The sequence below is a fragment of the Priestia sp. USM5 genome (assembly GCF_058323215.1).
In genome coordinates, this window is the sequence record NZ_JBSGKN010000001.1 from 1,092,336 (window position 1) to 1,109,500 (window position 17,165).

Below are 17,165 nucleotides of genomic sequence, written 5' to 3' on the forward strand. Positions count from 1 at the left end.
CCTCCTTTACGCTTCCGTACGCTTGTAGTCACCGTTTTTGCCGCCTGATTTTTCAAGCAGATATGTTTCGCCGATAATCATGCCTTTATCAATGGCTTTGCACATATCATAAACGGTTAGAGCGCAGGCAGAAGCGGCAGTTAAAGCTTCCATTTCAACGCCCGTTGAGCCTTCCGTTTTAACAGTTGCTTCTATTAATAAACGATACTTGTCATTGCTTGTATCCCAGTCAAATGAAAGGTTTACGCCTTTTAATAAAAGAGGGTGACACATCGGAATAATGTCAGACGTGCGTTTTGCTGCCATAATCCCTGCTACTTGTGCGACAGCAAGCACATCGCCTTTTCCGATTTTATGTTCTACGATGGCTTCATGAATTTCTTTGTTAACAAGTATGCTTGAACGAGCTGTTGCAACGCGTCGAGTGATAGATTTTTCGCTAATATCGACCATATTGGCACGGCCTTGGTCATTAAAATGTGTAAAAGAAGACATCGGTGTTTTCATCCTTTTTCAATAAATTTTGTTGTATGATAGAAATAGTGAGGTATGCTATGATTTTACACCATAGCGTAAAAAGTGAACAGACATAAAGGAAGTGAAGAATGTATGTTAGAAAGCAGAACACCTATTTCGATTCCTGAAGCAATTGAAAAAGTTATGACATATAAAAGAAAAGGCAGCATTGAACGCGTATCGATCACCGAAAGCTACGGGCGCTATTTAGGAGAAGATATTATTGCCGACCAAAACGTGCCTCATTTTAATAAATCGCTTTATGACGGCTTTGCGGTTCGAGCACAAGACTGCGTAGAAGTATCAAATGAACATTCTGTAGAGTTCGAAGTTGTAGGTGAAATCGGCGCCGGCTCTGTGTTTGAAGAAGAAGTAAAGCCGTTTCAAGCGGTGCGTATTATGACAGGAGCGCAAGTGCCTCAGTCATGTGATGCGGTTGTGATGCTTGAAGTAACGAAGTCGTATGAAAAAGAAGGCAAAACGTATATGGCATTAAGCAGGCGGGCTTCAAAGTGGGAACACATTGCATTAAAAGGAGAAGAAACAAAAAAAGGAGACGTGCTCGTTTCAAAAGGAACGCGCATCAATCCAGGCGTCACGGCTTTTTTAGCTACGTTTGGCTATGCGGATGTAGCCGTGGTGAAGCAGCCGGTGGTTGGCGTGTTAACAACGGGAAGCGAACTGCTTGATGTGAACGAGCCGCTAGAACCAGGGAAAATCCGCAACAGCAACTCTTATATGGCACTTGCACAAATCGTAAGAAGCGGGGGAATTCCGAAATATTTAGGGAAGCTTGAAGATGATTTTGACCGCTGCTATGAAGCGGTAGAAAAAGCGCTTGAAGAAGTGGATATTTTACTGACAACCGGCGGAGTATCCGTTGGCGACTATGATTATTTACCGGCTATTTATGAAAAGCTTGGCGCCAATGTGCTGTTTAACAAAATTGCGATGCGACCGGGAAGCGTCACAACAGTCGCAGAACGAAACGGACAGCTGCTGTTTGGATTATCAGGAAACCCATCTGCTTGCTATGTCGGGTTTGAACTGTTTGTACGTCCGATTGTTCGCAGCTTTTTACATTCACCGGCGCCTCATTTACATAAAACAAAAGCGGTGTTAAACGGCTGTTTTAAAGAGCCTAACGCATTCACAAGAATGGTGCGAGGAGAAATGACAGACGAAGGGGGAAGGCTCTTAGTAACGCCTGTTGGCATGGACAAGTCGGGTGCTATTTCATCTTTAGCTGCGGCGAACGGCTTGATTGTTCTTCCGGGTGGAGAGCATGGATACGATAGGGGAATAGAAGTGGATGTGCTGCATCTTGAAAAAGAAGGTACAAGTTCGCTTTGGGTATAAAAGCAGAAGTCTGCTTATTGCTTGTCCTTTTTTTCAATAAGAATTTGAAGCAGTTCTGTAATTCGATCTAATTTGCTTTCAATGCGCACGAGTAAGTAAAAAGATAGCGCAACTGGAAAGCCTAATTCTTTAATATAACTAACCAAGTTTTCTATAATTGCATACCTCCTTCACTTAGAAGATATATTATCATATGTGATTTCTAAGTATTTGTTCGCAGGACATACACCCATTTTTAAGACAAAAGTCCTTTGAAAATAAGAAAAAGCAGCCTCGGCATTGGCAAGCGAGGCTGCTTTTTTTGTAAGGTTTCATTTATACGTATTCGAGTATAAATGACTATTAAATTTTAACATGTTTTTGAATATAAATACTACTTTGGATGTGTTCTAACATATGAATAAAAGGTGCGCTTTTAATTCATCAATTACGTTGGTTCTCCTAATCAAAAGCCAACTAAATGAAGGATGTATAAAAAGCGGCATATTCTATAAAAGTGACTCTTTCAGAACCCTTACTTCCCTAGGGGTTCTCTTTTTCCTGTGTGCCTAAGAGGGTGGTTTGTGTACACGGTCTTAATCCTGAGATAAATAAATCCAGTTCATTTCATCAAATTCTTCAATACTATAATTTGCGCCTATGCTTTTTAATATTTTATTGAAGAATTTTAGATTAACTTCATGATCATACAAATCTTCTTGAATGTATTCTTTTATAATAAAGTTTGTTAAATTTGTATTGTTAACAAAGTCTGAAAAGAACGATGTTATAAGGTCTGAATCTTCTTCGTTTAATTTTTCATCATTAATGATCGAAATCCTAAAAACGTTTAAAATCGCGTCAATATCTTCTGCATCCATATAACACAATGGATCTAGTTTTTTATCTTCTTCTGTAAACGGATTTCGAGTGTCTTCAATAACTACATAAGATATGATTCTTCCATTCCTTGATACATGGAAGATTTCTAAATCACGCAATTTTAAAATTCTATGAAGCGAGATCATAAGTTCCTCCTATTAAAATGTTGATGTACGATATTTTAATAAATTAGATATTGGTAAATCTAAAAAGTATAGTATTCAGTTTACAGTAAAATAATCTTGTGTGGTATTAATTAACAAATATATAAACATATACTTTGTTAAGGAGGAGTAGATAAAATGTATTATTTAGAACCAAAAGATTATGATAAGATACATAACATTTTAAAAGCATCATTTAAGACTCCTACATTTGCTTTTTCTGTCGTTAATCATGTTATTGAAGGATCTGTGTATGTAAATGATCGTATGAGGCCAACGTCAGGATTTCTTAGAATACCTGCAGGTGACTATTATGTATTTGGTAAAGGAAATGATGGGGTGTTTAATAAATCTCTCTATCGTTACTTTGTTGAGAATGTTTATGGTAAGGAAAAACGTTTTACTGTTTTTACTCCATCGACCGACTGGGAGGCTTTTTTTGACGAGACTTTCGAACCGTACGTAAAGAAAATGATGCGTTCTAAGTATAGATTTGTTGCTTCAAAAGTTCCTTCTAAGTACAATCTTCCCGATCTTTATGAGTTAAAAGATTTTAACTCCGACGCTTTAAGAAAAAGTAAGAATTTTAATGAATCATATATAGTGGATTACTGGGGATCAGAAAGTCATTTTCTGAAAAACGGATTAGGCGTTTGTGTTATCCATAAAGAAAATATTGTCGCTGAATGTGTGTCGATCTTTCATAGTGGAACAATAGCTGAAATCGATATTGTGACTAATCCTAGCTATAGAGGACGGGGACTGGGAAAGATAGTAGGTCAAGAGTTTATAAAAATGTGTTTAGAAAAGAATGTTATGCCTGCTTGGGATTGCGATAATAATAATAAAGCATCGAAAGTATTAGCTAGTAAACTTGGATTTTCTAATGAAGAGAGGTACGCTTTATATGTATTAAAATGAAAAGCCCTAAAAATAGGGCTTTTTTGTACAGATTATACTTTTAAAGCAACAAAGTCTAGATAGAATAAGCATGTGTAAGCACTGTTCTAAAAATATGTTACAATGTAATTATAAGGAATAAGAGGGGGATATAGGGATGTTAACGGCAGCAGTTGTAACTGTTTCAATTTTATCTTTAGCTTGGATTGTAGGGAAAAAAGAGCAGCCGAGTAAACAATGATTAGAAGAAAAGCATCTGAGGTGGTATATATGCAAAGGCAGCAAGGTATCACTGTACTTTTATTAATGCTAGGAATGGCAGCTATTTCTTTAGGGATGGCTTTGAAAAATGTATTTCAGTACTCTCCTACGGTGGGATGGCTTTTAGGAACTGCAATTTTAACAGGTAATTCTATTTATACAGGTGTACAAATTAAAAAGAAAAGTCATACATAATTAATTTTTTAAGTGCTTGGATAAACATTATCCAAGCACTTTTTTAGCTTATTACATTACAGTAACTACTCGTGTATAGGCCATATCTAAAGTACACGAATCTATTAATAAATATAATTTATATTTAAATTTCTTCTTTTTCCATTGCTCTCGCATTAATAATTCTGTTCTTATGCGTTTCTCCCCAGTCTTTCATAAGTAAAATGATTGGTTCGAGAGATCTTCCGAATTCGGTTAGGGAGTACGGGGGGATTTCTTTATAGATTTCACGGTGAACAATCCCGTCTTTTTCTAACTCTCTTAATTGAAGGTTTTGAGAGGACATAAGTGAATATAGAAGAAACGTTAGAGCTTCTCTTTTAAGTTTAATTCCATAATCACTTCTCGTTAGGTTTTAATCGTATTTGAAAAGGGTATAGTATCCTTTAGTCAAGCTGCTAGAATAATTGTCGCAAACGTTCGCAATCAATATAGATACACTGTTCTAAAAACAGATGTCCACCCCAAAACAAAGGGGAGAACATCCAGTTTTGACATGCAGGAACGCAAAGCGTAGAATCGTTCTAACAGATAAACAAATTACTATTTTAAGAGGCTTAAAATTTAGGTTGATTTTATATAAGGGAGCGTACATATTTGAAAAATCAGTTTGCTCAATTAATACAGAATAATGAAAGCGTTCATATTTACTACAATATTGACGATATGAAAAGTTACTTAGACAATCTTGTGTCTTATATTGTTTCGGGTATTGAACAGAAGAGACATACTTTAGTTATAGAAAGTGAAAGATTAATTCCATTAATTTTTGAAAAATTAGAGGGAATTCTAACTAAAGATCAATTAACCTATATACATACTATTAATAATTTTGATTATTACTGTTCAAGTGGAAGTTTTCAGCCTGCCATAATCTTTGAACACCTTTCTAGACACTTAGATCCTTTCTATAAAAACAATACATCTTTTCAAATATGGGCTCATGTAGAATGGGGACAGCAAGAAGGAATTATACCTATTCTAGAAGAGTTTGAGAATGAAGCCGATAAATTAGTAAACAAAGGCGGATTGTATTTAGTATGCGCTTATGATGAAGAGAGAGTACCGGAAGTTCTTAAGCTCGCTTTAATGAAATGCCATCCATACGTAATTTTAGAAAACAAAATTGCGCCATCCCATTTATATGTAATGACAGATGCAGTGTAATTGCTATTTTGGTTGGGATTTGCTCATAAAAACACAGGTGAATAGAGAACAAATAAAGAGCCTTATACTTTAAGGCTCTTTATTTATTGTTTTCGAAAGTTATTATGTTAACTAAAATTGCATCTTGAATAGCTTGTTTAAGTTTGTGAAAACTTATGAACAGAAGAAAAAAGCCTGCATAACTGTGCATGAAATGTCGGATAGCTCTATTCAAATCCTGCTATTCTGATAATAAGGGAGGTCATATAAATGGATTTGCTTAGAAATATGAATAGAGCTTTAGACTATATTGAGGAGAATTTAACCAATGATATCGATTTTAGAGAAGTAGCAAGACTGGCTCTTTGCTCTGAGTATCACTTTAAAAGAATGTTTTCTTTTCTTGCAGGTATTACTTTATCAGAATATATTCGCCGAAGACGACTTACACTTGCAGCATTTGAACTTAAAAGTAATAACATTAAAGTTATTGATATGGCGATCAAATACAAGTACAGCTCACCAGATTCTTTTACAAGAGCTTTTCAAAATTTGCATGGTATAACTCCTTCCGAAGCTAAAAAGAGCGGCAGTTCACTTAAAGCATTTCCAAAAATGACCTTTCAGTTATCAATTAAAGGGGGAAATGAGATGAATTATCGCATTGAGGAAAAAGAGGCCTTTCATATAGTCGGTATTAAAGAAAGAGTTCCAATAATCTTTCATGGAGTCAATCCAGAGATTGCTGCTATGTGGGAAAGCTTGAACGATGAAACAATACGTGAATTAAAAGAACTTTCTAATGTTACACCATTAGGTTTGCTTAGTGCATCTGTGAACTTTTCTGAAGGGAGAATGGAGGAAAAAGGGCAGCTGGACCATTATATCGGTGTAGCCACAACTAACGATTGTCCCGATTATTTAGTACAACTTGAAGTGCCAGCTGGAACATGGGCTGTATTCGAAGCAGTCGGACCATTTCCTGACACATTACAAGATGTATGGGGACGAATTTATTCAGAATGGTTTCCGGCCTCAACTTATGAACAAGTAGAAGGACCGGAAATCTTATGGAATGAACATAAAAATGTAACGTCGCCAACCTTTAAAAGTGAAATATGGATACCCGTGTTAAAAAAGTAATGATGACTCCGTAATGGAGAGAAAAGGTAGATCACAAATGTGATCTACCTTTTCTCTTTTATAGCTTTCTATAAAATACATTACGTTGACTAAATCTGTACAACCCTTACATAAAAAGCAGAAAAAGCTCCCTATTTCCGTAGGGAGCTTTTCTGCTAGGAGAATTATTTCTCACATAGTCGATACGTTGCGGTATCTTGAGTAGTTTAAGCAAACACTGGAATATTATTCGCTTTTTAACTTACAGCTTTTAATTTTAATCTTGCTTTAGAGTTCAAGCTCCATAAACTAAGTAATACGGTCATTAACCCAAGTATGACGCTAGACCAAAGCACACCGTCTGTTAATGAATAAATAAAGGGAAAAAGAATAAACCATAATCCGGTAATGAGCGAAATCCAATGTTGCCACGAATTCCATCCGGGTTTAGTAACTCCCCAAAAAGACATAATCACTTGAAGGGTTCCAAATACAATACTTGCTGACGTAGCCCCTGCATCGTATGAAAACCCAAGCATCCACGGGGCCATAACAAACCAAATACCAATTACGGCGTTAATAATACCTCTTGTTTTCACAATTATCCCTCCTCGATGTATGACACTCTGTATGATGTCATACTTAAACTATATGTTTGGAAGTAACGTGTGTTGAGTATTCATCAACGCCTGTTGAGATTTTTTCAACTTTTCATGTAGGAACAAGCACTTCTGTTGATGAGTTCTCATAAGATGTTTCAAAATCAAGTATAAGAAAGAGAGTGAAAACAAATGTACTATTGTGTTAATTGCTGCAGATTGCAAAATGAACATCTTATTAAGAGTAAGTTATTTGAAAATGGAGTCTATATAGATCCATTTGTAGGAGAGAAAATCCCTTTAGGTATGTGTGCACATAGATGCAACCATGAGTCATGCGAGCCATGTAAAAAAGAAAAAATTATTAAAAAGATTGTGCCAAAGGAATTATCTAAATTAAAGAAGGCAATAGAGTATTTACCTGCTCATCGTCATGGTTCAGAAAAAGTTCCATTTTCACAATAAATAGCGGCATGCCGCGTTCAGTTCCCTTAATAAAACTCAGTTTTTATTCCGTAAGTTGATTCATCACTAGTTGTACAGCTATTGCATCGTCTAAATAACCGATTGGAAAGACGTAGTCTGGAATAATATCGGTAGGCAAAATAAAATACAATAGCGCACTTCCCAATATAGAGCGCTTGGCGGCTGAGGTTTCTTCGCTACAATATTCAAGATACATTTGCTTTAATTGGTCGATGAAAGTACCAACGCTTCCTACTTGCTCTATTTTGGATTGAAAGTTATTTATGATCATGCTGTGTCCTTCGTCTGTCTGTGCATATTGCTTATATTTTGTTAGTTCTTGTTTTACACGTTCAATCGTAAAGTTGGTATCTGCTATATTAAAAGATTTAAGTATTTCTTGAATTTTATCGATGGAGTAATGAATGCCTGTTTCTAGTTCATTTTCTGTATGGTTTGAAGCAACTTCAGCAGGATCAATCAATGCTTCAAGAGGGGTATTTAAATAGTGTGCAAATTGCTTTAAATGATGTAGATTTGCTTGCTGCTTTCCATTTATAATCCGTGAAATAGTTGCCGTATCAATCCCCGTAAGTGAGCTTAGCTTCCGCATAGATAAAGCATTTTCCTTTAATAAAGACCGTAATAACAGACCAAGGCTTTGTTCATTTTGGATGTTAGACATTGCGATTCACCTCTTTATATTTTTCAACGCGCAGTACTCATTTTATTGAAGGTTTATCAACAATATATGCAACAAGTAAGCAAATTTCCTCAATATTATCATCAAAAGGAGAATACAAAATGGAATGGTTATTCATTTTAGGTTTTGCCCTATCATCAAGTATAGATAACTTTGGTGTAGGAATATCTTATGGAGTACGAAAAATCAGGATAAAATGGCTTTCTAATTTACTAATAGCAGCTATTTGTTTCCTCTTTAGCATGGCGGGGATTATGTTTGGCAGGTGGATTTCAACAATCTTACCAGGAGTGTTCCATGTTATTGTAGCCGTCGTATTATTAACGCTAATTGGAATTAGAATTATTTTATTAGTAGGATCTCAAAGAAATAACGGAAGTGATGAATTAGATAGTAAGGGTCAAGGAAACGTACGCTATATTGGATGGATTGAAAGCAGCGTTCTAGGTGTTGCACTTTCCGCCAATGCACTTACAAACGGTCTAGGAGCGGGTTTACTTGGATTGTCACCTTTAGCCATATCCCTTACATCAGCATTTGGTAGTTTTATAACGGTATGGCTAGGAGTAATGGTGGGGCAAAAAGCAGCAAATGTTCAAATTGGAAAGTTTACATTAGGTCAATTTGGAACGTTAATCAGCGGGATTACGATTTTAATTGTAGCTTTTACTCAAATATTCTAAAAGAAGAGACGCCATTTAGAGCAAGTGGCGTCTCTTCCTTATGCTTTAAGTTAGTACATTATGTTGATCAAGTTCGTATATCGTATACATCTTGTTTTTATATTTAATATGAATCTTCAATTAAAATCTCTATTCCTTAAAATGAAGCTTTTGCGTATCAGCTCTGTTTCATCCTCTGTAACTTCCGGATAGTACCTAGATAAGACATTAGCTAAACTTTCTTTTTTAGGCACGTGTAAAAAACGTGAATATACTTCCGAACCATTTGGTAACTCCTCTTCTTCACATAAGAGGAAGGCATCTAAACTCTCAATCAATTGGAAGTGCACAGTCTGATCATAAACGTTGGTATAGCTGTCTTCACATTCTTTTGCTTTCTTTTCTGCAATTTCATAGGCTTGATCAAATGATTGGGCTTTAATTAATAAAATACTTTCTTCAAATATCTGATGTTCTTCATAATTTTGGTCAATCTTTTCTATATTAGGTTTACCGACTATTAAGTACTTATAAAGAACCTTTACTCCATACCATTGGACGTCTAGCTCTTCGCTATTAGTTTTTTTCATATCAACTCTCCATTCTTAACTAAAGGAACCATAATTATTAATTTTATCATCGTATTCCTTATCGTCCTTCTTACTTATATAACTGAGTTTGTATATCGTGTTCATCCATTAACCTATGATAAAATGGAAATATAATCAATATATTCTTTATATTAGGGGGGAGGGACATATTGATCAACTCACAAATGCTGCAGTGTATTTACTTACTCAATATTTAAATAATAAAGCGTAATATATATTAGGAGATTTTACGTTAAAACAAACGCATAATTAGTGGAAGTTTGGACAAGGGAGGGAACGCTTATCATCAGTTGGTTTCGCCACTTGCCACAAATAAGCATGGACTTTTCTGAATGGACGCCTTTTATCCAGAATACGTGGTATCGAAAACACTATATGAAGTTTGTATATTTACTTCAAATTATTATTCTATTGATACCTTATTTCTTTGGACCAGACTTTACTCACATCAATCTCTTTTATCTTATTATAATGGGTATGATTGTCTTTGCTATTCATGAATGTCTGCACGTTTTAGTCGTATATAAAAAAGGTGATGTGAGCTTGACATTTAGCGGAATATTTTTCTGGCTCAATACAAATGCAACTCTATCTAAAACGAGATATTGGATCTTTATGAGCTTGCCTTTTCTTGTATTATCGATAGTTCCTGCTATTACGTCGTTCTATGTATCAGGAAATATTAGATCCATCCTATTATTTGTATGTTGGATAAATACATTCATTTCTGGCTCAGATATCTATAACTCATTTTTAATTGCTATTAAACCGAAGAACTCGTTTTTTTGCAGAGGTTATTACCAAGTAAAGTAGTAGGACAGGGGTCTAGTCGTACTAATACCTAAAAAAGGAGCACTTATAGTAATTGGGTGCTCTTTTTGTGCTAGTAATCCGTTTTATACTAGTTAGTTTCGTATAACCTCCGTTTAAACAGTACTCTAAAACTATGTTAAAATGTAATTATAAGGAAGAAGAGGTGGATATAGTTATGGTGACTGCAGTAGTGGTAACGGTTTCTATATTAGCGTTAGCTTGGAGTGCTGGACAAAGAGAACAGAGGGAGTAACTATATGTATTATTTATTTGTATATAGAATCGAGATGATTGGATAAATGAGCAAAAGAAATGTTTTAGTCAAGTTGATGTTCTTTTTAGGATCATTTTCTATTATAATCTTTGGGTTTATTTTAAAACAGGGATTAACAGGGTTGCTTTTATCTGCTGCCTGTATTGTATTCGCAGGGTTTTTAATGAAAACTGAAGTTACAAAAAGAAGGGGAAACTAACATAGCTTAGCTTCTCCTTCTTTTGATAAGTGAAATAATTATAATTATGTTAAAATATAACTATATTTATTTTTTGGTGGTGAAATAGATGGATAATCGAAGCTTGGGATTATTTTTAGTCGGTACAGGAACAGTCTTTTTGGTTTTAGCTTTAACATTACATATAGCTGGATTATTATATGGTGTTATTTTAGGAAGCAGCATATTATTAAATGTTTCAGGGGCAGGTATACTTATGAAGTTTATAGCTGATGAAAAACTGGCTAATTTGTAGAGGTCTTACGCTAGAATGTATTTATTAGAAATGTTTTGGGGGTATCCTGCTTTGGAAATGAACTTTTTTTGGCTGGCTTTAGGTTTAGCTGCCCTTGGTTATTTTATAGGCGATGGTTTAAAAAATTTTAGTAAACCTCAAAGGAAATCAAAATATCCTTATTTGATTAAAGAAAAAGATCTACACTATCACTTTCATTTGAGTAAAGGTGAAATTGAAGAACTGTTAACTAAATATCCCGGAGCTCCAAAGATAGAGCTGAAAGGGACTATATATTATCCGTATCATCAATTTGTTGATTGGCTGTCGTCTAATGAAATCTATAAGGTGTAAAGGAGGAGAAGCATTTAGTCTTTAAAGACTAGATGCTTCTTTTTTTGAGGATTGGATTTTAATGCCATCGTCACTAGAAATAAACGCTATATAAACTAAAAACACTAATAAAACGAAACTTTGTTTTATTAGTGTTTTTAGTTTTATTTAAAAAAACTTTAACTTTATTTAAGTTCATGGTATATTAAAAAAAGGAAGAGGTGGTTATATATGGATAATAAGGATGTTCCTTTATGGATACTGTCGTTAGAAAGTGATGACGTAGAGTTTATAAGAAAATTTGTATTAAATTCAGGCTCTTTAAAACAGCTTGCAAAAGACTACGAAGTGTCCTATCCAACTGTTCGTATACGTTTGGATCGTTTAATACAAAAGATTGAGATAAATGAAGAACATGATAAAGAAGAATTAATTAGCCTTGTTAAAAAGCTTGCTATTGAAGAGCGGATTAGCTTAGAAGATGCCAAGCTGATTATAGAGAAATATAAAGATGAAAAGGGGATTAAGTAATGTCTGATTGGAGCACAATCGCAGCTATTTCTATTGCCATTTTAAGTCATCATTTTTTATCTACTAGAGCAAACATGTATTGGGGAGCTATCGTTCCAACGGCTTTTCTATCCTATTGTGGATGGACGCTGTTTACAAATCATCAAATACTAATGGATCATCCTGTAAAAGCTCCTTTGGCAATACTTTTTGTACTGTTTATATTTATTGTGGATTGGGGAACAGGGAGAGATTCTTATAAACAGAAGCAGCAAAATGAATTAAATAAGATGAAAACTCAGGACATCTAAAGGGGTCTTTGGAAGGGAGATTGAATCATGCCTCATAATTTGTTATTTTTTGTGCTTATAAGTGCTGTTCATTATTTTTTATCTACTAGAGCGAGTGTATACTGGGGAGCTCTTATTCCAGTAGCTTGTCTAGCATCCTGCGGGTGGATATTTACGGCTTACCAAGTAGATCATCCAATCAGATTAATCTTATTGTTTTTATTTGGTCTAAGTATACTCCTTGTTGAATGGGAAAAAGGAAGAAAGATTGTAAAAAAGAAGCAGCAAAATGAATTAAATAAAATGAAAACTCAGGATATATAAATTAGCATAAAGGCAAAAAAAAAGCAAAGAGAACATTCTCTTTGCTTTTTTTCTTTATCATGATTCACCATTATAAAGTGCAAAAGTAGAACCGCCTAGAAATATACGTATGTCATCGTTAGCTAGGTTATCTTTGCCTGGAATCATTGTGGCATATTACATAAACTTTCAATTTTAGGTAATAATATTTACGAAAATACAATGTGAGGAGACAATTCATGCGTAAGTATAAAAGAAAATTGATCATTTCTTTAAGCGTGCTAATCTTTCCATGGTTAACCGCGCCTTTTATAGGAACAAAATCATTTGTCCGCTTTTTGCCTGTAGCTACTTTCGCTAACTTATTCATCATTGTGTTTACCGTCATTGCCAATCAGAAAAAATGGTTTAGAAATAACAATCCTTTATTTCCTAAAGCACCTATAGATTTTACTTATATTTTAGGTCCTCACTTAATAGGAACGCTTTGGATATTTAAGCTAACGTACGGCTCTTTTCTAAAATACATACTTGCCAATACGGTGTTAGACTGGTTTAATATTTTCCCTTTTGGCGGCGCTTTGAAAAAAGTGGGCATCTTTAAAATGAAAAAGATGTCGCCAAGCATGTACTGGGGAATGACTACGGTTTTAGCCGTTGTTTTATATGGATATCAGTACATTGTGGAAAAAGTAATTAGGCAAACCAATGATTCTCAGTCAAGATTACAAGCGCTTAAAGCAACTATCCAAAAAGGATCTTCTAATGGCTGAAGGTCTTTTTTTATTTCTGTGGGGGGCTATGACGTATTTATTTAACTCTTTTTATTTTCCATAATAAGTTTGCAAGGAAGACACTAAAAAAGCCAATAGCAATTAAACAAAAACCAATTTGATACAAAATGAAATTCCAGCTGTCTGCAAAAGAAAAAAGTGTAATTATTCCTGATTCTATAATATCAACGATAATAAATAATGAAAGGGTAATAAAATATATTAAAAAGAACTTTTTGTAGAAATAGCTTTTATAATCACTGCTCATTTTACTCACCTCAACTTAATTTTACGGCAAGTTTTTCTATATGTTTATTGTTTTTATTAAAAACGGCCTAATTTAGGGGGAAAATTATCATGAATTATAGCAAAGGCAGGTCTTTGTACTGCGTAGAAGGTACATGAGGGTAACTGAAAGTACACACCATATTTATAAATTATAATTTTTCACCTATATTTAATTCTGAATATTTGAATTTATTTATATTTAAAATTGATATAATAGATAGTAACAAAATTAGAAAGGGAGGAAGAAGTATGTTTAATCAATATCCTATTGGAAAATTTACCTTGAAGGAAAATATTCAGAAAGAAGATATTCAAGGTTGGATTCATGACATTGGAGATGCCCCAAAGCAATTAGCTGATGCTGTAGAAGGACTGACAAAAGAACAATTAGCCACGCCTTATCGAGAAGGCGGCTGGACATTAAGTCAAGTTGTCCATCATTTAGCTGACTCCCATATGAATGCTTATACCCGTTTTAAATTAGGGTTAACAGAGCAAGAGCCTACTATTAAAGCATATGATGAAGTGGCTTGGTCGAATCTTCCTGATAATGAGTTACCCATAGAAGTTTCTCTCCAACTTTTTTCAGCTTTACATAAGCGTCTTCATAAATTGTTAAACTCACTTAATGAAAAAGATTTGAAGAAAACGATCAACCATCCTGAAAACGGGGAAGTGACGATTGAGCAATTGATAGCTACTTATGCGTGGCATGGAAAGCATCATGTTGCTCATATTACGACATTAAGAAATCAAAAAGGATGGTAAAAAGGCATTTAACATATGTTAGAACTAAAAAAGCTCTTTTTAAAAGCTTTTTTGGTTCTAATAACATGACATTATGTTAATTAAAAAATATACAGCTTAAAAACAGACAAACTCCCTCAATGCGTTAAGGAAGTTATTTCCAAACTTGCATAGTGATTCATTCATCCTGTATCTTGCTGGGTGATGACTTATTTTTATAAGCCATCCGATTTGACTTTCGAAACACCTAAGGCAAGGTTTTCCCACAAAGTTTGTTCAACCACTCCGGCGTCCACCGTATGACAATCAACAATGAGTATGACTTCCGAATGTTTGCCGCGTAAAAGCCGTTGATTTTTCCTGACTACTTTAAACATAAATAGTTTAATTCCTAGTCCTAAGATAAATCCGATAAAAGCACTAATTAGCCCCCAGTAGATGGGTCCCCAACTTAGTTTAAAGCCAATGCTTGCACCAATGACTGAAAAGGCTGTGGCTAGAGTCATTCCTAAATCAATAAGAGAAACTCCATCGGCTCGATGAAGGCTATCAAAAATCCGGCGATCTTCCGTTCGATTATTGAGAGGAACAATAAATATATCTTCTTTCTTTATCCCTTTTCTTTCTAGCTCTGAAACAGCTAATTCTATGTAACTGGAGTATTCAAATGTAGAAAAGACCTGCATATTTTCACTCCACCTTTTTTCCTTTCGCAATACAAAAGCTTGGATGTTGATACGTTTTCTCGAAGAAATTTTTTTGCTCTCTTTCCACAAGTTTATTGTTCTCAACAGTATTCATGTAGGAATCAAAAGTAGCAAAACCATATAGGGAAGGGAAAAATAACAGCCATTCTTTATTTAAAACGGAAGTAGCCTGTTTTATTTCTCCTAAAAATAGAAGAGAAATCCCTTCAAGCAGGTGAGAATAATAAAAGAAAACAACCGCCCAGACAATAACAAAGAAAGCACCAATGATCCGATGAATATAGAGTTGTCCTAGACCTGGCATCAGTAAGGACCAGACAACGGATAGGATGGGATTCCGTTTATCTAAATAGTTTATTTCCATCGCTCCTATACTAAAGGAGTTGAACCGATGATTTTCTCTTTCAGCTAACACGTATATTTTATTTAAATCAACGGTTGTTCGGTAACTATCCCATATAGCAAAAATATAAACGGGAATATAAATAAGAAGCCATCTTGTATTAAGCACGTCTTTGGCCATATCAATGTTTCCTTGAAAAGAATAAATCATTGCTAAATTTACATGAGATTTAAGGTTTATGACGACCTCCCATATAAATAACACAAAGCCGCGAAGGTATTTAGACAGTAGCAAGTGTCCAAACCCAGGAAAAGCTGCTGACCACCAAGCAACAATATAGGGGTTTCTTAAATGAATTTGAGTCGTTCCAAATATACTAACATGAGCAATATAGCGTCTTGCAGTATTGTCATTTTTATAATTATTCATATACGATCTCCTATGATTGGAAGAAAATACACTTTTATACCTATCATTCATATTTAATATGGTCTTGTTTACTTATTTTATGCAATATCCATTGATATACACTTAATCTTTGTCAAAATGGAGAACTCGTTGATAAGAAAAAGCTCTTTATTTTTCGATAGAGAGCTTTTTTACATGTTGTTTCTAACAATTGGTATTATGTTAATAAAGAGATGGTTATATGCTTCACGGCGTCTTGATTCGTTTGTTCAAGATATAGAAATATATTCAACTTTATGGCATTGGACATATTGGGTTGCTTTCAAATAGTCAGGTTAACGCGTACATAAAAGAAGGGCTGAATGGCGAGGGACAAAATACAAACTAATTATTTTTCAGGTGGACAAGGCAGGCTTGCCTTTTATATATTGGGGATTAGACCGTTTGCCTTTGTGTTTCACCAGTATAGACCTAATGAAACACACCCGAAGTCACAGTATTTCCCCCGTCGGAATAGAGTAGACTGCTAAAAGTACCTCGGTTAATTGAGGTACTTTTATAGGTTCTTATATAAAGAGTCCGTGATTAAAAACTGCTTAAAGTGTTTTTTAATCGCGCATTGCGCCTGCTTCTCGAGAAGTCATTGCACCTTGTCCTTCATTTATGTCTCTTTGGATTTCTTGTTTTACTTTTTGAGCATTTGTTGCAGAAGCTGCTGATTTTTCAGTAAAGCCGGCATTTTCTTTAGCCGGTTGATTTTGCTGCATATAATCTCTCCTTCCTTTTTTATTCGTACAAAAAAGAAGAATGGAGACCCATTCTTCCTTCAGCCATCAATTATAAAGTTGTCTTAGAAACGTCCGCCGCCAAGTTGTTGCTGAGCTAATTGAACAAGACGTTTTGTGATTTCGCCGCCTACTGATCCGTTTGCACGTGCAGTTGTATCAGCACCAAGGTTTACACCAAATTCGCTAGCGATTTCATATTTCATTTGATCGATTGCTTGTTCAGCACCGTATACTAATAATTCGTTGTTGTTGCTGCTTTTGTTGTTTGCCATGTTGTGTCACCTCCTTGTTTTCCTTAAGTTTCCTAGAGGACAAGAAGTATATACATGGTAATTTGTGGGTGTTTAGACCTTATCATTTAATGATACTAAAGAGTAGAAACAAGTTACGCTGTGAAAAGTGGAATTACATGTTTCATTTCCTTGTGAAGAAAACTATACGCTTGCCATGTGTAGGAGAAAGAATGACAGTTCATTTGTCATTCTTTTTTCATGTTCAAGAGTATACTAATTGAATGACAAAGGACTAACTCT

At 34.8% G+C, this 17,165-nt stretch carries 26 protein-coding genes and 2 pseudogenes; 16 read left to right on the forward strand and 12 right to left on the reverse strand.

Features of this window, described 5'->3' with window-relative positions; all coding sequences use genetic code 11:
* Positions 1 to 6: 6 nt before the first annotated feature.
* Positions 7 to 495, reverse strand: a complete 489-nt coding sequence (gene moaC / locus ACWATA_RS05660) for a cyclic pyranopterin monophosphate synthase MoaC (RefSeq protein ID WP_033580001.1) — start codon at positions 493 to 495, stop codon at positions 7 to 9.
* A gap of 114 nt (positions 496 to 609) precedes the next feature.
* Between moaC and ACWATA_RS05665 the strand changes: the two genes are divergently transcribed.
* A complete protein-coding gene (locus ACWATA_RS05665) occupies positions 610 to 1,875 on the forward strand; it encodes a molybdopterin molybdotransferase MoeA (RefSeq protein ID WP_328132293.1) in 1,266 nt (421 codons plus the stop codon).
* A 14-nt stretch (positions 1,876 to 1,889) separates the two neighbouring features.
* Here the strand turns inward: ACWATA_RS05665 and ACWATA_RS05670 are convergent, their stop codons facing one another.
* Together ACWATA_RS05670 and ACWATA_RS05675 are read right to left on the reverse strand one after the other, a co-directional pair.
* A complete protein-coding gene (locus ACWATA_RS05670; RefSeq protein ID WP_014458777.1) occupies positions 1,890 to 2,021 on the reverse strand; it encodes a YvrJ family protein in 132 nt (43 codons plus the stop codon).
* Positions 2,022 to 2,450: 429 nt separating this feature from the next.
* A complete protein-coding gene (locus tag ACWATA_RS05675) occupies positions 2,451 to 2,882 on the reverse strand; it encodes a terpene synthase (protein ID WP_328132292.1) in 432 nt (143 codons plus the stop codon).
* A gap of 156 nt (positions 2,883 to 3,038) precedes the next feature.
* On the opposite strand from ACWATA_RS05675, the gene ACWATA_RS05680 reads away from it, so the two are divergent.
* Positions 3,039 to 3,821 (forward strand): GNAT family N-acetyltransferase, encoded by a 783-nt coding sequence (locus tag ACWATA_RS05680; RefSeq protein WP_328132291.1) that lies wholly within the window; start codon positions 3,039 to 3,041, stop codon positions 3,819 to 3,821.
* Positions 3,822 to 4,070: 249 nt separating this feature from the next.
* A complete protein-coding gene (locus tag ACWATA_RS05685) occupies positions 4,071 to 4,256 on the forward strand; it encodes a hypothetical protein (protein ID WP_328132290.1) in 186 nt (61 codons plus the stop codon).
* 124 nt (positions 4,257 to 4,380) lie between these two features.
* On the opposite strand, the pseudogene ACWATA_RS05690 reads toward ACWATA_RS05685, so the two are convergent.
* A pseudogene (locus tag ACWATA_RS05690) lies at positions 4,381 to 4,566 on the reverse strand (winged helix-turn-helix transcriptional regulator); the annotation flags it as partial.
* A gap of 326 nt (positions 4,567 to 4,892) precedes the next feature.
* On the opposite strand from ACWATA_RS05690, the gene ACWATA_RS05695 reads away from it, so the two are divergent.
* Both ACWATA_RS05695 and ACWATA_RS05700 read left to right on the forward strand, forming a co-directional pair.
* Positions 4,893 to 5,462, forward strand: coding sequence for an MEDS domain-containing protein (locus ACWATA_RS05695; RefSeq protein ID WP_028414918.1), 570 nt, complete (start codon positions 4,893 to 4,895; stop codon positions 5,460 to 5,462).
* A 249-nt stretch (positions 5,463 to 5,711) separates the two neighbouring features.
* Complete coding sequence (locus ACWATA_RS05700) at positions 5,712 to 6,584, forward strand: AraC family transcriptional regulator (protein ID WP_328132289.1); 873 nt, start codon at positions 5,712 to 5,714, stop codon at positions 6,582 to 6,584.
* Positions 6,585 to 6,820: 236 nt separating this feature from the next.
* On the opposite strand, the gene ACWATA_RS05705 is transcribed toward ACWATA_RS05700, so the two are convergent.
* Complete coding sequence (locus ACWATA_RS05705; RefSeq protein ID WP_033580007.1) at positions 6,821 to 7,165, reverse strand: SPW repeat domain-containing protein; 345 nt, start codon at positions 7,163 to 7,165, stop codon at positions 6,821 to 6,823.
* A 189-nt stretch (positions 7,166 to 7,354) separates the two neighbouring features.
* Here ACWATA_RS05705 and ACWATA_RS05710 point away from each other — a divergent pair, with 189 nt between their 5' ends.
* Positions 7,355 to 7,627: a DUF3973 domain-containing protein gene (locus ACWATA_RS05710; RefSeq protein ID WP_049165968.1), complete on the forward strand. Its 273-nt coding sequence runs from the start codon at positions 7,355 to 7,357 to the stop codon at positions 7,625 to 7,627.
* Between the two features lie 43 nt (positions 7,628 to 7,670).
* Here the strand turns inward: ACWATA_RS05710 and ACWATA_RS05715 are convergent, their stop codons facing one another.
* On the reverse strand, positions 7,671 to 8,312 hold the full coding sequence (locus ACWATA_RS05715) for a DUF1232 domain-containing protein (protein ID WP_098626227.1): 642 nt from the start codon (positions 8,310 to 8,312) through the stop codon (positions 7,671 to 7,673).
* A 119-nt stretch (positions 8,313 to 8,431) separates the two neighbouring features.
* Between ACWATA_RS05715 and ACWATA_RS05720 the strand changes: the two genes are divergently transcribed.
* Positions 8,432 to 9,013, forward strand: a complete 582-nt coding sequence (locus ACWATA_RS05720) for a manganese efflux pump (RefSeq protein WP_098626229.1) — start codon at positions 8,432 to 8,434, stop codon at positions 9,011 to 9,013.
* Between the two features lie 116 nt (positions 9,014 to 9,129).
* Here ACWATA_RS05720 and ACWATA_RS05725 read toward each other — a convergent pair whose 3' ends face one another.
* A complete protein-coding gene (locus tag ACWATA_RS05725; RefSeq protein WP_328132288.1) occupies positions 9,130 to 9,582 on the reverse strand; it encodes a DUF4288 domain-containing protein in 453 nt (150 codons plus the stop codon).
* A 339-nt stretch (positions 9,583 to 9,921) separates the two neighbouring features.
* Here ACWATA_RS05725 and ACWATA_RS05730 point away from each other — a divergent pair, with 339 nt between their 5' ends.
* The 7 genes from ACWATA_RS05730 to ACWATA_RS05760 all read left to right on the forward strand — a co-directional run bounded on the left by ACWATA_RS05730 (position 9,922) and on the right by ACWATA_RS05760 (position 13,351).
* Positions 9,922 to 10,416: a DUF3267 domain-containing protein gene (locus ACWATA_RS05730; protein ID WP_098626359.1), complete on the forward strand. Its 495-nt coding sequence runs from the start codon at positions 9,922 to 9,924 to the stop codon at positions 10,414 to 10,416.
* Positions 10,417 to 10,977: 561 nt separating this feature from the next.
* On the forward strand, positions 10,978 to 11,163 hold the full coding sequence (locus ACWATA_RS05735; RefSeq protein WP_098626233.1) for a hypothetical protein: 186 nt from the start codon (positions 10,978 to 10,980) through the stop codon (positions 11,161 to 11,163).
* 51 nt (positions 11,164 to 11,214) lie between these two features.
* Positions 11,215 to 11,496: a DNA-binding protein gene (locus tag ACWATA_RS05740; protein WP_098626361.1), complete on the forward strand. Its 282-nt coding sequence runs from the start codon at positions 11,215 to 11,217 to the stop codon at positions 11,494 to 11,496.
* Between the two features lie 210 nt (positions 11,497 to 11,706).
* The gene (locus ACWATA_RS05745) at positions 11,707 to 12,006 is read left to right on the forward strand and encodes a DUF2089 family protein (RefSeq protein WP_098626235.1); all 300 of its coding nucleotides are present in this window, start codon (positions 11,707 to 11,709) and stop codon (positions 12,004 to 12,006) included.
* Positions 12,006 to 12,296: a hypothetical protein gene (locus ACWATA_RS05750; RefSeq protein WP_098626237.1), complete on the forward strand. Its 291-nt coding sequence runs from the start codon at positions 12,006 to 12,008 to the stop codon at positions 12,294 to 12,296. Before ACWATA_RS05745 ends, ACWATA_RS05750 begins: the two co-directional genes overlap by 1 nt.
* A gap of 27 nt (positions 12,297 to 12,323) precedes the next feature.
* Positions 12,324 to 12,599: a hypothetical protein gene (locus tag ACWATA_RS05755; protein ID WP_098626239.1), complete on the forward strand. Its 276-nt coding sequence runs from the start codon at positions 12,324 to 12,326 to the stop codon at positions 12,597 to 12,599.
* A gap of 218 nt (positions 12,600 to 12,817) precedes the next feature.
* Positions 12,818 to 13,351, forward strand: coding sequence for a hypothetical protein (locus ACWATA_RS05760; RefSeq protein ID WP_098626241.1), 534 nt, complete (start codon positions 12,818 to 12,820; stop codon positions 13,349 to 13,351).
* Positions 13,352 to 13,388: 37 nt separating this feature from the next.
* Here ACWATA_RS05760 and ACWATA_RS05765 read toward each other — a convergent pair whose 3' ends face one another.
* The gene (locus tag ACWATA_RS05765; protein WP_098626243.1) at positions 13,389 to 13,619 is read right to left on the reverse strand and encodes a hypothetical protein; all 231 of its coding nucleotides are present in this window, start codon (positions 13,617 to 13,619) and stop codon (positions 13,389 to 13,391) included.
* Positions 13,620 to 13,888: 269 nt separating this feature from the next.
* Here ACWATA_RS05765 and ACWATA_RS05770 point away from each other — a divergent pair, with 269 nt between their 5' ends.
* Positions 13,889 to 14,407 carry a YfiT family bacillithiol transferase gene (locus ACWATA_RS05770; protein ID WP_098626245.1) on the forward strand — a complete coding sequence of 173 codons (519 nt, stop codon included), beginning with the start codon at positions 13,889 to 13,891 and terminating at the stop codon, positions 14,405 to 14,407.
* Between the two features lie 194 nt (positions 14,408 to 14,601).
* On the opposite strand, the gene ACWATA_RS05775 is transcribed toward ACWATA_RS05770, so the two are convergent.
* Together ACWATA_RS05775 and ACWATA_RS05780 are read right to left on the reverse strand one after the other, a co-directional pair.
* On the reverse strand, positions 14,602 to 15,072 hold the full coding sequence (locus ACWATA_RS05775) for a hypothetical protein (protein WP_049165965.1): 471 nt from the start codon (positions 15,070 to 15,072) through the stop codon (positions 14,602 to 14,604).
* A gap of 4 nt (positions 15,073 to 15,076) precedes the next feature.
* The gene (locus tag ACWATA_RS05780; RefSeq protein WP_049165964.1) at positions 15,077 to 15,865 is read right to left on the reverse strand and encodes a hypothetical protein; all 789 of its coding nucleotides are present in this window, start codon (positions 15,863 to 15,865) and stop codon (positions 15,077 to 15,079) included.
* A 265-nt stretch (positions 15,866 to 16,130) separates the two neighbouring features.
* Between ACWATA_RS05780 and ACWATA_RS05785 the strand changes: the two are divergent.
* Positions 16,131 to 16,232, forward strand: a pseudogene (locus tag ACWATA_RS05785) (esterase); the annotation flags it as partial.
* Positions 16,233 to 16,452: 220 nt separating this feature from the next.
* On the opposite strand, the gene ACWATA_RS05790 reads toward ACWATA_RS05785, so the two are convergent.
* Together ACWATA_RS05790 and ACWATA_RS05795 are read right to left on the reverse strand one after the other, a co-directional pair.
* Positions 16,453 to 16,611 carry a hypothetical protein gene (locus ACWATA_RS05790; RefSeq protein ID WP_165636196.1) on the reverse strand — a complete coding sequence of 53 codons (159 nt, stop codon included), beginning with the start codon at positions 16,609 to 16,611 and terminating at the stop codon, positions 16,453 to 16,455.
* Between the two features lie 83 nt (positions 16,612 to 16,694).
* Positions 16,695 to 16,904, reverse strand: coding sequence for an alpha/beta-type small acid-soluble spore protein (locus ACWATA_RS05795; RefSeq protein WP_047750082.1), 210 nt, complete (start codon positions 16,902 to 16,904; stop codon positions 16,695 to 16,697).
* Positions 16,905 to 17,165: the final 261 nt, after the last annotated feature.

Coding starts and splice junctions, on each gene's coding strand:
- moaC (WP_033580001.1), bottom strand. CDS start 495: ATGTCTTCTTTTACACATTTTAATGACCAAGGCCGTGCCAATATGGTC.
- ACWATA_RS05665 (WP_328132293.1), top strand. CDS start 610: ATGTTAGAAAGCAGAACACCTATTTCGATTCCTGAAGCAATTGAAAAA.
- ACWATA_RS05675 (WP_328132292.1), bottom strand. CDS start 2,882: ATGATCTCGCTTCATAGAATTTTAAAATTGCGTGATTTAGAAATCTTC.
- ACWATA_RS05680 (WP_328132291.1), top strand. CDS start 3,039: ATGTATTATTTAGAACCAAAAGATTATGATAAGATACATAACATTTTA.
- ACWATA_RS05685 (WP_328132290.1), top strand. CDS start 4,071: ATGCAAAGGCAGCAAGGTATCACTGTACTTTTATTAATGCTAGGAATG.
- ACWATA_RS05700 (WP_328132289.1), top strand. CDS start 5,712: ATGGATTTGCTTAGAAATATGAATAGAGCTTTAGACTATATTGAGGAG.
- ACWATA_RS05710 (WP_049165968.1), top strand. CDS start 7,355: ATGTACTATTGTGTTAATTGCTGCAGATTGCAAAATGAACATCTTATT.
- ACWATA_RS05715 (WP_098626227.1), bottom strand. CDS start 8,312: ATGTCTAACATCCAAAATGAACAAAGCCTTGGTCTGTTATTACGGTCT.
- ACWATA_RS05720 (WP_098626229.1), top strand. CDS start 8,432: ATGGAATGGTTATTCATTTTAGGTTTTGCCCTATCATCAAGTATAGAT.
- ACWATA_RS05725 (WP_328132288.1), bottom strand. CDS start 9,582: ATGAAAAAAACTAATAGCGAAGAGCTAGACGTCCAATGGTATGGAGTA.
- ACWATA_RS05730 (WP_098626359.1), top strand. CDS start 9,922: ATGGACTTTTCTGAATGGACGCCTTTTATCCAGAATACGTGGTATCGA.
- ACWATA_RS05735 (WP_098626233.1), top strand. CDS start 10,978: ATGGATAATCGAAGCTTGGGATTATTTTTAGTCGGTACAGGAACAGTC.
- ACWATA_RS05745 (WP_098626235.1), top strand. CDS start 11,707: ATGGATAATAAGGATGTTCCTTTATGGATACTGTCGTTAGAAAGTGAT.
- ACWATA_RS05750 (WP_098626237.1), top strand. CDS start 12,006: ATGTCTGATTGGAGCACAATCGCAGCTATTTCTATTGCCATTTTAAGT.
- ACWATA_RS05755 (WP_098626239.1), top strand. CDS start 12,324: ATGCCTCATAATTTGTTATTTTTTGTGCTTATAAGTGCTGTTCATTAT.
- ACWATA_RS05760 (WP_098626241.1), top strand. CDS start 12,818: ATGCGTAAGTATAAAAGAAAATTGATCATTTCTTTAAGCGTGCTAATC.
- ACWATA_RS05765 (WP_098626243.1), bottom strand. CDS start 13,619: ATGAGCAGTGATTATAAAAGCTATTTCTACAAAAAGTTCTTTTTAATA.
- ACWATA_RS05770 (WP_098626245.1), top strand. CDS start 13,889: ATGTTTAATCAATATCCTATTGGAAAATTTACCTTGAAGGAAAATATT.
- ACWATA_RS05775 (WP_049165965.1), bottom strand. CDS start 15,072: ATGCAGGTCTTTTCTACATTTGAATACTCCAGTTACATAGAATTAGCT.
- ACWATA_RS05780 (WP_049165964.1), bottom strand. CDS start 15,865: ATGAATAATTATAAAAATGACAATACTGCAAGACGCTATATTGCTCAT.
- ACWATA_RS05790 (WP_165636196.1), bottom strand. CDS start 16,611: ATGCAGCAAAATCAACCGGCTAAAGAAAATGCCGGCTTTACTGAAAAA.
- ACWATA_RS05795 (WP_047750082.1), bottom strand. CDS start 16,904: ATGGCAAACAACAAAAGCAGCAACAACAACGAATTATTAGTATACGGT.